Source organism: Promicromonospora iranensis (assembly GCF_028994805.1).
Classification (GTDB): domain Bacteria; phylum Actinomycetota; class Actinomycetes; order Actinomycetales; family Cellulomonadaceae; genus Promicromonospora; species Promicromonospora iranensis.
On the sequence record NZ_JAJQQP010000013.1, the window covers coordinates 174,700 to 186,650 of the forward strand.

10 protein-coding genes are annotated in these 11,951 nt (G+C 68.3%); 4 read left to right on the forward strand and 6 right to left on the reverse strand.

Annotated features, from left to right (window positions below; genetic code table 11):
• Positions 1 to 7: 7 nt before the first annotated feature.
• Together LUM46_RS21460 and LUM46_RS21465 are read right to left on the reverse strand one after the other, a co-directional pair.
• The gene (locus LUM46_RS21460; protein WP_274996769.1) at positions 8 to 904 is read right to left on the reverse strand and encodes a carbohydrate ABC transporter permease; all 897 of its coding nucleotides are present in this window, start codon (positions 902 to 904) and stop codon (positions 8 to 10) included.
• Complete coding sequence (locus LUM46_RS21465) at positions 901 to 1,797, reverse strand: carbohydrate ABC transporter permease (protein ID WP_274996771.1); 897 nt, start codon at positions 1,795 to 1,797, stop codon at positions 901 to 903. Before LUM46_RS21465 ends, LUM46_RS21460 begins: the two co-directional genes overlap by 4 nt.
• A gap of 98 nt (positions 1,798 to 1,895) precedes the next feature.
• Between LUM46_RS21465 and LUM46_RS21470 the strand changes: the two genes are divergently transcribed.
• On the forward strand, positions 1,896 to 2,912 hold the full coding sequence (locus tag LUM46_RS21470; protein ID WP_274996812.1) for a LacI family DNA-binding transcriptional regulator: 1,017 nt from the start codon (positions 1,896 to 1,898) through the stop codon (positions 2,910 to 2,912).
• 266 nt (positions 2,913 to 3,178) lie between these two features.
• Here LUM46_RS21470 and LUM46_RS21475 read toward each other — a convergent pair whose 3' ends face one another.
• A complete protein-coding gene (locus LUM46_RS21475; RefSeq protein WP_274996773.1) occupies positions 3,179 to 4,648 on the reverse strand; it encodes a non-reducing end alpha-L-arabinofuranosidase family hydrolase in 1,470 nt (489 codons plus the stop codon).
• Positions 4,649 to 5,205: 557 nt separating this feature from the next.
• Between LUM46_RS21475 and LUM46_RS21480 the strand changes: the two genes are divergently transcribed.
• On the forward strand, positions 5,206 to 5,331 hold the full coding sequence (locus tag LUM46_RS21480; protein ID WP_274996776.1) for a hypothetical protein: 126 nt from the start codon (positions 5,206 to 5,208) through the stop codon (positions 5,329 to 5,331).
• 203 nt (positions 5,332 to 5,534) lie between these two features.
• Complete coding sequence (locus tag LUM46_RS21485) at positions 5,535 to 7,628, forward strand: alpha/beta hydrolase-fold protein (protein ID WP_274996779.1); 2,094 nt, start codon at positions 5,535 to 5,537, stop codon at positions 7,626 to 7,628.
• 741 nt (positions 7,629 to 8,369) lie between these two features.
• On the opposite strand, the gene LUM46_RS21490 is transcribed toward LUM46_RS21485, so the two are convergent.
• Positions 8,370 to 9,278 (reverse strand): IS5 family transposase, encoded by a 909-nt coding sequence (locus tag LUM46_RS21490; RefSeq protein ID WP_274996780.1) that lies wholly within the window; start codon positions 9,276 to 9,278, stop codon positions 8,370 to 8,372.
• Between the two features lie 877 nt (positions 9,279 to 10,155).
• Between LUM46_RS21490 and LUM46_RS21495 the strand changes: the two genes are divergently transcribed.
• Complete coding sequence (locus LUM46_RS21495; RefSeq protein ID WP_274996782.1) at positions 10,156 to 10,371, forward strand: hypothetical protein; 216 nt, start codon at positions 10,156 to 10,158, stop codon at positions 10,369 to 10,371.
• A gap of 334 nt (positions 10,372 to 10,705) precedes the next feature.
• On the opposite strand, the gene LUM46_RS21500 is transcribed toward LUM46_RS21495, so the two are convergent.
• Positions 10,706 to 11,548 carry an anti-sigma factor gene (locus LUM46_RS21500; protein ID WP_274996785.1) on the reverse strand — a complete coding sequence of 281 codons (843 nt, stop codon included), beginning with the start codon at positions 11,546 to 11,548 and terminating at the stop codon, positions 10,706 to 10,708.
• A partial coding sequence (locus tag LUM46_RS21505) for a sigma-70 family RNA polymerase sigma factor (RefSeq protein ID WP_274996790.1) occupies positions 11,541 to 11,951 on the reverse strand: 411 nt, incomplete at its 5' end. The genes LUM46_RS21500 and LUM46_RS21505, both read right to left, overlap by 8 nt.

The following is an 11,951-nucleotide window of genomic DNA, read 5'->3' on the forward strand; positions in this document are numbered from 1 at the left end:
GGAGGGGTCAGCCCTTGACCGCTCCCGCGGTGATTCCTTCGATGAAGAACCGCTGGAATGCGAGGAAAAGAATGAGGACCGGGATCAGCGAGAAGAATGCGCCGATGATGAGCAGCTCGTAGTTGTTGCCGTACGGCGTGAGCAGCGTGTTGAGCCCGATCGGGAGCGTGAACTTCTCGGGGCTGCGCAGCACCAGCAGCGGCCAGAGAAAGTTGTTCCAGCACAGCATCCCGTTGAGGATCGCCATGGCGGCCATCGCTGGTTTCGTGATGGGCAGGACCAGGCGGAAGAAGATGCCGAACTCGCTCACCCCGTCGACCCGCCCGGCCTCGAGGATCTCTTTCGGTATCCCCAGGAAGTACTGGCGGAAGAAGAAGATCGTCACGGCCGACGCGAGGAAGGGGAGCACGATCACGGTGTAGGTGTCCGCCAGTCCCATGTCGTTGACCTGGACGTACAGGGGGAGCATGAGCATCTCGAACGGCACCGTCATGACGAGCAGCACCATGATGAACCACAGGGTCTTGGTCCTGAACTCGTACATCGCGAACCCGTAGGCCACGAACGAGCTCACCAGGAGCGTGCCGACGACCTGTCCGACCGTCAGGAGCAGGGTGTTGGCGAACCACCGGAAGTACGGCCCCGAGTCCGTGAACAGCAGGACATAGTTGTCCAGGCTGAGCGAGCCGAGGTCGACGTCGAACGACACCCCGCGTCGGATCACCTCGTTGCCGTCCTGGAACGTGCCCACGAAGATCGCGATGAGCGGGATCAGGGAGATCAGGGCCATCACGAGGAGGAGGACGCCCTGGACCCACGCCCCGGTGGATGGCCTCGTACGGCGTTCGGCCGGGGCGGGACGAGCGGTCGCCGCCTGTGCATTTTCCTGGAGCGCGGCCATCATGCGGCCTCCTTCTTGAAGGTGCCGCTGGCGACGAGATAGGAGATGTTGATCGCCATGATGACGGCGAGCAGCACCACACCGACGGCCGATGCGAAGCCGAGGTCGTTCTCCTCGATGCCCTTGCGGTAGAGGTAACCCACGACCGTGAGGCCCTGGTTGTTGGGGGAGTTGTTGCCGGCGTAGAGCATGAAGCTCTCGAGGAACATCGAGAGGCCGCCGTAGACGCTGATCGTGACGACGTAGACGATGGTCGGTCGGATGTTCGGGATCGTGATGTGGATGAACTGCCGGACCTTGCTGGCCCCGTCGATCGATGCCGCCTCGTAGTACTCGGTCGGGATCGCCTGCATGCCGGCCAGGAAATACATCGTGTTGACCCCGGTCCACCGCCAGAGCGCGATGGCCAGCAGGGCCACGAGCCCGGTGGCGTCGCCGCGCAGCCAGCGCACGGGGCCGAACCCGAGGAAGTCCGCCACCTGGTTCATGATCGCGACGTCGGACTCCGCGAAGATGAGGCGGAAGACGATGCCCGCGACCACCACGGAGGTCAGCGCGGGAACGAACATCGAGGCCTTGAAGAAGGTCTTGATGCGAGTGCTGCCGATGTTCGAGTTGATCAGTGCCGCCAGGACGAGCGGGATGGGGATGAGGAGCACCAGGGTCAGGACCGTGTAGCGCAGGCTGTTGTACAGCGCCTGCCAGAAGATGCGGTCGCGCCAGAGCCGTTCGTAGTTGTCGAGCCCGATGAACGTCGCCTGCCCGTAGAGCACCTCCTGGGTGCTCATCACGAACGACCGGCCCAGCGGAACGATCCAGAAGACCGCGAGAGTCACGAGGAACGGCAGGATGAACAGGTAGGGCGCGAGCCTCTTGGAGTACAGGAGCTGCTTCACGGCGTTCTGGATCCTCCTCGATCAGAGCCATGGGTGACACCGGCGCGACGGGACGTGGTCGTCGATCGCGGGGTGCCATGATGGGCGGCGTGGTGAAGATGAGCGATGTGGCCCGCGAAGCCGGTGTCTCGAAGATGACCGTCTCGAACGTCATCAACGGGCGGCCAGGTGCGAGCGAGGACACGCGGGCCCGTGTGCTCGAGGCCGTGGCACGGCTCGGCTACCAGGTGAACGCAACGGCGCGCCAGCTCCGGGCCGGTCGCAGCGGCGCGATCGGCCTGCTGGTCCCGCACCTGGACGGGCCCTACTACTCCCACCTCGCGGCTCGCCTGGACACCCTGGCGCAGTCGCGGGGCTACCACGTCATCATCGAGCGCACCGGGGCGAGCCGGGAGGGAGAGCTCGCCGCGATCTCCGCCGAGCGGGTACGGCCCTACGACGGCGTGGTGTTCAGCCCCGTGCAGATCGACTCCGCGGACGTGCGCCGCGCCGGCGTCGAGGTCCCGGTCGTCCTGCTCGGCGAGCGGCGGCTGTCCGGCGAGTTCGACCACGTGATGATGGACAACGTCGGTGGTGCGGAGCTCGCCACGTCGTACCTGCTCGAGCGCGGCGCGCGGCGCATCGCCCTGATCGGCGGGCGCCCGGAGACAGGCGTCGACAGCATGGCGACCCTGCGCAGCCGTGGCTACCGTGGCGCGCACGCGAAGGCCGGAGTGCCCGTCGATGAGCGGCTCGTCGTCGATGCCGCCTCGTTCACCACGAAGGACGGCTACGAGGCGGTGATGCGACTTCATCGCGACGGCATCTCGTTCGACGGCTCCTTCGCCCTGACCGACGCCGCGGCGATGGGCGCCCTGCGTGCGCTCGCGGACATCGGCCTTCGTGTCCCGGACGACGTCCAGGTGGTCGGCTTCGACAACGACGCGGAGAGCGAGTACCTCGTCCCGCGGCTGACCACCATGGACCCGGACAACGACTCGATGGCCGAGCGCATCATGGAGCTTCTCCTGCGCCGGGTCGAGGCCGGTACGTCGGAGGTGGGGGACGTGGTGGAGTCGGTGATGTCGGCCCGGATCGTGGTGCGCGAGTCGACGCTCGCTCACATGCCGGGGTGATCGTCGATCGGTCACAGCTTCTCTTCCTCGAGTAGCCCATCACTGGCCGTGATGTTTATCGATAAAGTAGGTGTGATCGATGAGGGTGTCAACGCTCCGGGCGTGACTGGGCGCGGGTGAGATCCAGCGGGACGTCGGCGAGGGGCACCGTCCGGTGACCAGAGGGCTGTCGACAAGATGCCGGGGCGAGGCGTGCCCTCACGCGATCGACGACGGCCCGGCGTCACGCGCCCCGAGGGGGTGTGTGACGCCGGGCCGTCCCGGCGCTATCGCTGGAGCGTCAGCAGGCCCGGGCGGTACGGGAGCAGGCCGTAGTCCACCCCGTCCGAGCTGGGCGAGCGGCCCTGGTACAGCAGCTGCAGGTTGCAGGGATCGATGGTCATGGTCTGGTCGGCCGTGGTGCGCAGAAGCTCACCGTGGCTGATGTCGTTGGTCCAGGTGGCCCCGCTGTTGGCCCTGCCTGCGAACGGGTTGCTCTCCGTGGCGGCCTGCGGCGTCCAGGACCCGGAGAGGCTGCTTGCCGTGAACGAGCGGAAGTACCGTCCGTTGGCGCCGATGGCCTCGACGATCATCAGGTACTTGTTCCGGTCCTTGAGCTTGTAGACCTGGGGGGCCTCGAACAGGTTGTTCGCGGTGTCGCTCATGATGGTCTGGTACGAGCTGCCGAAGTTCCCCGGGAAGTTCCCGATCGGCATGCTGGCGCGGTAGATCTTGCCGTTGTCCCCGGCGAAGAACAGGTACATGTTCGTGCCGTCGCCGATGATCGTCTGGTCGATAGGTCCGGTGTTGGACCCGGAGATCGTGCCGGTGAACAGCGGGCTTGCGGCCGACCAGCCGTTCGGGTTCGTGGGGTCGCTGGAGGTGCGGTACATGAACGGTGACGGGCCCCACTGGTAGGTGAGCACCCAGATGTTCTTCGGCGCGAAGTAGAAGAGCGAGGGCGCCACCGTCCCGGAGGACATGGCGTTCTGCGAGGCGCTCCCCATCTGCGAATAGCTGGAGAAGAGGCTGAAGTTCATCGAGCCCCAGGAGGTGCCGAAGTCGTGCGTCGTGGCGTAGACGAGCTGCTGACCGTTGTACGGGGCCACGGTGAAGTCCTTGAGCGAGGCCCAGCCGGACCTCGGGCTCGCCAGGACGCCCGTGGACGACCAGCGGTAGGTGGACGGCAGGTCGCACGACGTCGACGTGTTGCTGACGAGCGAGGCGTCGTCGATGTAGAGGCTGTCGGTGCCCGCGGCCGTCTCCACGTAGAACGACGCGGACGACAGCGTCCCGGTCCAGGACACGGTCGCGGTGCCGGTCAGCTGCGTCCAACCCGAGGAGCTCACCGTCCCCTGAGCCAGGTTGAGGTAGTTCGTCGTGCCGCCCGCGGTCACCGCCAGCGTGACCCGGCCGGTCGGCGTCCCGCTGTGGGAGCGCACCCACACGCTCGCCGTGTAGCTGGTGTTGTTCGTCAGTGCCGAGGTCACGACCTGCGCGGGGCCGTGCCACGAGGCCGTGCGGCCGGTCCGGGAGAGGGCGCGGCTGCCGCCGTGCACCGGGCTGGTGCTGGACGCCAGCGTGCCGGCGCCGAACACCGACCAGCCGGTGGTGCCGTTCTCCATGTCACCGTTCGCGAGCAGGTTGCTGCTCGCCGCCGTTGCGGGAGGGGCCTCGGCGGTCGGCAGCACGGTGGCGCCGGCCAGTGCCAGCGCTGCGGCCAGCCCGAGTGCGAGACGTGCGATGGACTTCGTCATCCTTCGCTCCTGGTTCTGTCGGGGGCACGACCTGGGGCGGCGGTGCCCGGGTGCGGAGTGGTGCCCTACCTGCGGCGTGATCAGTGCCACGGCTCATCGGGAGCCGCCTGCACCGGACGGGGTGTGAGCGCTAACATCCTTGTCGCGACGAGCGCCGGTGCAGCGATAGGTTTACCGATACAGTACCGAGGGCAAACGCCTCATGCAAGGCATCTCGGGCGTTTCGTCGACTGATGTGCGGGAAGGTTTCCGAGCGGCAGGGTGCCAGGCGTCACCACACTCCGCGACGTCCAGGCCGTCGGCGCACCACGGGACGCTCGCTCGCATGCCCGGGTGGTCGTCGATCGGGCACGGCCGCTCTTCCTCGAGCGGCGCATCACCGGCCCTAATGTGGATCGATAAAGTAGAAGACCTCGGCGCGAGCACCCATGGTGTGGGCCATGGGCTTCTGTGGACCGGAATCGCTCGCCTTTGACGATGGACAGGCTTGTCGTTGTTGCGCATTTAACGATAAAGTTGGATTCGACCGGACCGTACTCGTGCAAGGGAGCACGCAGGTGGCTCGAACGCTCCACACCGTCGTTCAGCTGGACCCCGGAGACCCCGTGACCACGCTGATGCAGGCCTCGTCGAGATCGGGGGAGCAGGTCGTCTACGACGTCGGCTACTGGCAGAACCAGTAGGCGAGCTGCGCGGCATGGTGCCGGTCCTCGTGCTCGAAGACATCGAAGTCCGAACGAGAGGCAAGTCAATGGCGATGGAATCTCAGGCAAGGCCCGCGCACCCGACCCGACGAGGACGACAGACGGCTGCGGCCGCGGTGGTGACGGGGGCGATGCTCGTCGCTCCGCTCGCTGCCGCGCAAGCGGTGAGCACTGACCCGTGGGTGAGTGAGGTGCCGAACAACCCGATCTCGGACGTCTACCGGTTCACGGTTCCCCGGGCGGCGGTGACCGACGCGACCGGCATCGGGGACGGCCCCGTCGCGGTGCAGGGGAACTTCGGCCCGGGCAAGGCGTGGACCGACCTCAACATGGGGACCAGCGGGTCGAACCTGACCGCCACGCTCGGCCCCCTCGAGCCCGGCCTGTACTACTACCAGTACGCCGCGCGTCCCGCTGCGAACCAGGACGCGGTCGCCTTCCGCAACCCCGGCACTCCCCAGGAGGTGACGTCGAAGCCCACCTACAGCACCATGTTCGTCCCCGGACCGGGTGCCGAGTGGCTCGACGACGTGGCCGGCGGCGGTGAGCTCGAGACGCTCGAGTACGGCAAGGGACCGAACCGCGAGAAGGAAGCGCTGGTGTGGACGCCCCCGGGCTACGACGCGGATCGCGCGGAGCAGTACCCGGTGCTGTACCTGCTGCAGGACGAGGAGCAGAGCCACCGTGAGTGGGTGGAGCTGGGCCGCCTCGGCCAGATCATGGACAACCTCACGCTCGACGGGGACGCCGAGCCGATGGTGGTCGTCATGGGCGACGCCGACGTGCCGGGTCCTGCCGGCGTGACGAAGGAGCTGTTGCCCGCCGTCGAGCGTGCGTTCAACGTCTCCGACGACGGATCGGGCCGCGCGATCGCCGGAATCGGCCGCGGTGGAGAGCTCGCCCTGAGCGCCGTGGTCGCCAAGCCGCGAGAGTTCACAGGCGTCGGCTCGTTCTCGGGCGGCTACGACAAGGCGATCTCCCGGGGCAGGGCCAAGCAGATCAACGACTCCACCGACCTCGTCCGCCTGTACGCGGGTAACGTCACCGACCCCGCGTACAACGACACGGTCGCGCTGGCCGACACGCTGACGAACGCCGGCGTGGAGTTCCAGTCTGACGGGTCGGACCCCGTGACGGGCGGCGCGTGGGACACGTGGCAGAAGAACCTGCACGACTTCGCCGGTCGCATCTTCCAGGAGGTCGACGACGAGGGCCCGAGCGAGGGGCACCTGCCGTTCGCGCAGCACGAGCTGCCGGCGGCGGGCACGACCCCGGCGCCGTGGATCGACGAGAACAGCGTCGTCACCTTCGAGGTCGGCCCCGAGTTCGCCGACGCGAACAACATCACCGTCTGGGGCAACTTCGGTCCGGCCGGAAGCTGGCCGCGTACCCACATGGTCAGGCAGGCGGACGGTTCGTGGCGGCTCTCGATGGCCCTCGAGGGCGGCTCCTACTACTACAAGTTCGTGGTCGACGGCGTCGACCACAAGGACGCAGGCAACCCCACGACGGTGCTCTCGGAGCCGATGTGGAGCACCTTCACCGCCGAGGGCGACACGGTGCGCGGTCAGTACACCGCAGAGGTGCCGGCCGAGGCACGGGGCGAGGTCAGCGTCATGAGCTACCCGAGCACCGCAGGCGGGGGCGAGCAGCGCTCGGCGAACGTGTGGACGCCCCCGGACTATGACGCGGACCGTGCCGAGGAGTACCCGGTCTTCTACCTGCAGCACGGCGGCGGGCAGACGTGGAGCGACTGGGTCGAGGTGGGGTACGTCCAGCGCATCCTCGACAACCACTACCTGCGGGGCACCATGGAGCCGATGGTGGTCGTCATGGCCAACGGAAACGGCGTGGACTTCCCCACGGAGATCACCACGCGCATCGTGCCGGCTGCGGAGGAGCAGTTCAACATCAGCTCCCAGGGTGATCAGCGCGCCCTGGCGGGCCTTTCGATGGGCTCGGGCCACACGCTCAGCACGCTCTGGGCACACCCGGGGGAGTTCGGCTACATCGGCGCCATGTCGGCGTTCGGCGCGCCGCCGGCCGACGCGGACGTCGAGGCCATCAACGACGGCACGGAGCTGCTGCGCGTCTACTCGGGTGACGTGCAGGACTTCACCTACGGCGCGACGCTGCAGCTGATCGCGGCCATGGAGAGCCGCGGGGTGAACCACGAGTTCGCGCCCATCGTCCCGGGTCCGCACAGCTGGGACGTCTGGCAGAAGTCGCTCATCGACTTCCTTCCCCGACTGTTCACGGAGGGTGCCGACGCATAGCGCCGCTGGGCGCCGAACATGGTGCGGTCGGCGGGTTCACCCCGTCGGCCGCACCATCGCTCCTGGGCGAAGCCGCCGCAATGTGGATCCCACGACGAAGTGCTGGACGTTCGCGTCAGCACGGCGCTAACAGCCCGCATGCCGGGGTCCTAGTTCTCGCGCTCGCGGGATCACGAAAGGAGCGGTCTCCACTACAGGCCGCTAGCCTGAGCCAGCGAGGCAACCGCCTCGAACACCGATGACTCGGCCCACCTGGCTGCCGTCATCGCGCCCACCAGCTCAGTCTGGTGGTAACGACAACCGATCGACGAAACCCCCACTGGTGCCCAATCTGGCGTTTGTCAGGGCATCGGACCAGGTCAGCGCGGTGAAGCGCGTTCATGGGCAGAAGGTACTGCTCTGCCCGTTCTAGGGCCTGTTTGAGAATGGGGTCAGCGTCGGCTGACCCAGTCCAGGACGTCGTCGGCGATGGTGTTCGGTGCGGCGGCGGTGGTCTTGGCGCGTTCGTCGGCGTCGGGGTCGTAGCGGTGTAGTTCGTAGCCGCCGAACGCGCCGACGTTCTTGGCGACCGAGAAGAACCAGTCGGCCTCGTCGACGGGCGGATGGACGACGATGAAGGTGTTGTCGCTGTCGTTCAGGTCGTCGATCAGACCGATCAGATCGGCGCGGGTCGGGTTCGGGGCAGGCGGGTGCCGCCCTCGGCGTCGGCGTAGAACTCCACGGGCCCCAGGGTGCCAGTCCTCAGACGGCCTTCACCAACGCCCGAGCCCAGTCGTCGATCACCGCGACCGTCACGGTGGCCTCGTAGCGCAGGGCAAGCTTGTCGAACCTCGTTGCGACTGCCCGCCAGCGTTTGAGCCGGTTGAACATGCACTCCACCGCGTGCCGCTTCTTGTATCCCTCGTAGTCGACCTTCGGTGGGCGCCCACCCGCCGAGCCGTTCTTGAGGCGGTTGGCGCGGTGGTCCTTCTTGTCCGGGATCGTCGCGCGGATGCCACGCCGGCGCAGCAGGGCCCGGTTGCCCGTCGAGGCGTAGGCCTTGTCACCACGGACCCGGTCCGGGGTCGTGCGCGGGCGCCCCACCCCACCGGGCCGCGCCACGCGCACCTGGTCGAGCACCGGCCGCAGCTGAGGGCTGTCACCGCGCTGCCCGGCCGTGACGACCATGCCCATCAGCTTCTGCCCCTGCTCCGCGGCGGCGTGGACCTTGGTCGTCCACCCGCCGCGGGACTTACCCAGCCCGTGATCCGCCGGCTCCTTGCGGGTCGGGCCGTGCGGCGGCTGGACTTGCGCGTCGCCGTCCCGGCGTGCGCCGTCAGCGTGCTGATGAGCACGAGCGATCGTGGAATCGATGTTCAGGTCCCACTCGATCAACCCCGCACCGTCAGCCAGGGTGCGTAACCGGTCGGCCAGCAGGTCCCACGACCCGTCCAGCTGCCAGTCCCGGAACCGGTAGTAGACGCTCTCCCACGGCCCGTAGGCGTCCTCGGGAACGTCGCGCCACGGGCACCCCGTACGGGTGCGAAACCGGATCCCGTCGATCTGGCGACGCAAGTCCCGCGGCCTGCCGCCGCAGGACTTGACCGGCAACAACGGCTCCAGCACCGCCCACATCTCGTCGGACAGGTCATGGCGTCCCGCATCACTCACGACACCGCATCATGCCGAACCAGCAGGTCAGGAACACAATCCCAAACGGGCCCTAGGTCGACTACCTCGGCGTGCGCGGCGTTTACCTGTGCCGGTGCTTCACCGTGTTGGGACAGGGGTGGACAGGAACGGTCTCCAGGGGCCACCTGAAACCCCACCGGTGCCCCACAGATTCGTGCCGGGGCATCGGGAGAATCGCTCGGGTGTCGTAGCTGCCGGCGTGCTGTGGGCGCGGTCGACACCTGCCCTGGCCGAGCGCGCCGCCTACCCGCACGCAGCGGCCGAGCGACCGATCTACGTGGTGGGCCCAGACCGGGCGGGACGCCGTCGTGCAACTGCGACACGCACCGGGGCATGCCTGCGACTGAGGCCACCCGAGGCCACCGAGCCGGTCAGGATCGATGGTGTTGGAGACGCCTGGCGCGTGATCGGCAGCTGTGAACTGGGACGATCAGTTCGAAGAACTTGGGCCGGTTGGCGCGGACGAGCTCGTCGCGTACCTCGTCACCTGTGGCCGTGTCTCCGTCACGGCCCAGCTTCTCGAGGACAACGGTGTCGCGACCCGCTACTCACCGGTCTGATTGACGGGCCGCCGAGATCCAGGTGGCCGAAGCCCGGGTGCTGGCCGAGCGCACGGACTGAGTCCGCCGCGCCGTGATCGTGCGCGACTTCGCGGCAGCATCGCTCTACCGTCGGTGATGACCGTGGCGTCGCCGTCGGGGTTCCTGCGGTGGCCCGACGGCGGCAGTCTGATCGCGCTCTGGCTTGTCCTGGACGTGGGGTACGACGCGCTGGTGCGAGCGTCGGGCTGGGAGTAGCGTCGGAGGTCCGCCGGCGGCGCGAGCCGCCGGCCTACGGGCAGCGGAAGGAGCACACGATGAGTGAGAAGGATCGCGAGGGCGAGTCCTCGGGTGGCGACGTCGAGTCCTCAGGTGGCGACGTCGAGTCCGGACCGGGCGCGACCGAGGTGTCGAAGGAAGACGCGGACCGTCTGAAGCCGGGCGCGACCGACGCGGCCGGCGAGGCCATCCCTGGCGAGAACCCGGAGGACAATCCCGACCAGGACGGTGAGGACCGGTTCGACGCGGGCTGATCCGGGACCGTCGGGTGCGAGCGGTGATCACCCGGGTATGCGGGGATGTAGTTCCGTGACATGCCGATCATCCCGCCCGCTTCAATCCCGACGCTCGCCGGCCTCGCGGAGCTTCACATTCGCCGGCTCCGCGACGCTGACACCGGGCTGGCCGAGATCTCTGAGGCGTAGGACGCCTACCACGGTCCGGCAGATGTGACGTTCGAGCCGCGGATCGACGATGTGATGAGAGCTGTCGAACACGTCGCCAGGATCTCCGCCCGTGACGGCGACAGTGCGGCCGCTCTGGTCAGGACGGGATGGATGAGACTCCTCGGTGAAACCGCGCTGGTCCTCAGGTACTGAGGACCAGCACCGGATCGCTGGTCGGCTGCTCGGACCCGGACTCGGGCTCGACCGATACGGCCATGCCGACGCCGTCAGAGCCCCGCACGAGCGACGTCGTCTCGCCGTCCGTCACGGACAGGACGCCTGCGGAAGAGACGCTGCCGTCCGCCGCGACCACCCAGAGCTGGTAGGCCCGTCCCGGGTCGGGCGCGGGCAGGTTCTCTGCCCGGAAGAGCATGTCGCCGTCGGCAACCAGCACTGAGGCCTCGCCGCCGCCCTCGACAGCGCCTCGCACGAGCGAGGCGTCAGGGTCGGCGAGCATCTCCGAGACGATCTCGCTCTGCTCCCGCAGCTGTTCACGCTCAGCGGTCACCTGTACGGCGATCGTCGTCGGTACGGCGATCGCTGCCGCCGCTGCCACGGCGACGGCGGCCATGCCCCAGCGTCGTGGCCGACGGCGAGCGGCGAGGTCCACGACATCGCCGTCGTCGCCCGACGCCGCACCCGTCTGCGGCGAGTCTGGCGCCACCGTTGCGCGCGCATCAGCGCCAGGTGTCCGACCAACCGGCGGGGGCACAGAGTGAGGGCTCACCACCGGGTACTGGGGCGTGCTCCGCACGCGCTCCAGCACGCTCGCCCGCAAGCCGGCCGGCGGTTCGGTCTCGACGGTGAAAGCAGCTACCACCTCGTGGTACTCGTCCACAGCGCGGCGTGCGTCGGCGTCCGACTCCACCAAGCGCTCCACGGCGCGCCGGTCCAGGTCGTCGAGGGCTTCCATGGCGTAGCCGGGCAGCAGGTCCCAGGCGCCCGAACGCAGGCTTCGGGCGCCGGTGCTCGTCTCGTCAGACATGGCGCGCCACCCCCAGGCAGTCCCGCAAGCGGATGAGTCCGTCGCGGATGCGGCTCTTGACGGTCGGGAGGGCCGCGCCGATCTGCTCGGCGACCTCGCGATAGGTGAGGCCGCCGTAGTACGCGACCACCACCGCCTCGCGCTGGGTCGGGGTCAGTCCTTCGATGCAGCGGCGCACGGCGGAGCCTTCGAGACTGCGCTCGACGTCCTCGGCGACCACGTCGCGCGCGGACTCGCCGTTGCGCAGGTCGGTGTCCCGCTGGTCCCGGTCACGGCGAGACTGCTCCGAACGGACGCGGTCGACCGCGCGCCGTCGGGCGAGCGTCGCGACCCAGGTGCGGGCAGAGCCGCGAGCCGCGTCGAACCGTGCCGCTGTCTGCCACACCTCCACCATTACCTCCTG

Excerpts from the sequence above, each read along its gene's own strand:
- LUM46_RS21475 (WP_274996773.1), bottom strand. The coding sequence starts at position 4,648 with ATGACGAAGTCCATCGCACGTCTCGCACTCGGGCTGGCCGCAGCGCTG.
- LUM46_RS21495 (WP_274996782.1), top strand. The coding sequence starts at position 10,156 with ATGAGTGAGAAGGATCGCGAGGGCGAGTCCTCGGGTGGCGACGTCGAG.
- LUM46_RS21500 (WP_274996785.1), bottom strand. The coding sequence starts at position 11,548 with ATGTCTGACGAGACGAGCACCGGCGCCCGAAGCCTGCGTTCGGGCGCC.
- LUM46_RS21460 (WP_274996769.1), bottom strand. The coding sequence starts at position 904 with ATGATGGCCGCGCTCCAGGAAAATGCACAGGCGGCGACCGCTCGTCCC.
- LUM46_RS21470 (WP_274996812.1), top strand. The coding sequence starts at position 1,896 with ATGAGCGATGTGGCCCGCGAAGCCGGTGTCTCGAAGATGACCGTCTCG.